The organism is Citrobacter amalonaticus (assembly GCF_018252635.1).
Lineage (GTDB): Bacteria > Pseudomonadota > Gammaproteobacteria > Enterobacterales > Enterobacteriaceae > Citrobacter_A > Citrobacter_A amalonaticus_E.
Map to the genome: position 1 here is coordinate 1 of NZ_JAGTXM010000027.1, position 819 is coordinate 819.

Consider the following 819-nt stretch of genomic DNA (forward strand, 5'->3'; position numbering starts at 1 on the left):
GGGAGTGGGTTGCAAAAGAAGTAGGTAGCTTAACCTTCGGGAGGGCGCTTACCACTTTGTGATTCATGACTGGGGTGAAGTCGTAACAAGGTAACCGTAGGGGAACCTGCGGTTGGATCACCTCCTTACCTTAAAGAACCTGCCTTTGAAGTGCTCACACAGATTGTCTGATGAAAAGTAAAAAGCAAGGCGTTTACGCGTCGGGAGTGAGGCTGAACAGAATAAGGCCGTTCGCTTTCTATTAATGAAAGCTCACCCTACACGAAAATATCACGCAGCGCGTGATAAGCAATTTTCGTGTCCCCTTCGTCTAGAGGCCCAGGACACCGCCCTTTCACGGCGGTAACAGGGGTTCGAATCCCCTAGGGGACGCCACTTGCGCGGTAATGTGTGAAAGGCGTTGCCACCGATATCTCAAAACTCATCTTCGGGTGATGTTTGAGATATTTGCTCTTTAAAAATCTGGATCAAGCTGAAAATTGAAACGACACACAGTTAATGTGTGTTCGAGTCTCTCAAATTTTCGCAATCATGAAGTGAAACATCTTCGGGTTGTGAGGTTAAGCGACTAAGCGTACACGGTGGATGCCCTGGCAGTCAGAGGCGATGAAGGACGTGCTAATCTGCGAAAAGCGTCGGTAAGGTGATTAAGGTGATATGAACCGTTATAGCCGGCGATGTCCGAATGGGGAAACCCAGTGCAATTCGTTGCACTATCGTTTGATGAATACATAGTCAAACGAGGCGAACCGGGGGAACTGAAACATCTAAGTACCCCGAGGAAAAGAAATCAACCGAGATTCCCCCAGTAGCGGCGAG

The 819-nt window shown here is 48.6% G+C and carries 1 tRNA gene and 2 rRNA genes; all 3 read left to right on the forward strand.

The features are described from left to right. A 16S ribosomal RNA gene (locus tag KE671_RS22565) occupies positions 1–128 on the forward strand; the annotation flags it as partial. Between the two features lie 171 nt (positions 129–299). Beyond that, a tRNA-Glu gene (locus KE671_RS22570) sits at positions 300–375 on the forward strand. 183 nt (positions 376–558) lie between these two features. Beyond that, positions 559–819 (forward strand): 23S ribosomal RNA (locus KE671_RS22575); the annotation flags it as partial.